Origin of the sequence: Clostridium sp. CMCC3677 (assembly GCF_023845585.1) — a bacterium.
Lineage (GTDB): Bacteria > Bacillota > Clostridia > Clostridiales > Clostridiaceae > Clostridium > Clostridium aquiflavi.
Window position 1 is genome coordinate 1 of record NZ_JAMQHS010000057.1, and the last position, 266, is coordinate 266.

The window sequence follows — 266 nt, forward strand, 5'->3', positions numbered from 1 at the left end:
CCAAAAAGGCCGTCAAAAGCGGCGGCAGGCCACCAATTCCAAAAGAGGCGGCAGACGCCAATGCCGCCTGGCCGGGGTTGGCTGTCGACGTATCGGTGATACCAAGCTCGTCGCGCGTATGGGCCTCGAGCGCATCACGCGCGGTCAGCGCTTCAACGACGTCTGTGGCCAACTGCTTCGTCAACCCGCGGCGCATATATATGGCGGTGAGTTCCCGTCGTTCATGATCGGGATCGGCCTGGAGCTCAATGCGCTCGCGCTCGATA

1 protein-coding gene is annotated in these 266 nt (G+C 62.0%); it reads right to left on the reverse strand.

The genetic code is table 11. The features are described from left to right. On the reverse strand, nucleotides 1-266 hold a 266-nt coding region (locus NG901_RS16720; protein ID WP_252217067.1), incomplete at both ends, for a VIT1/CCC1 transporter family protein.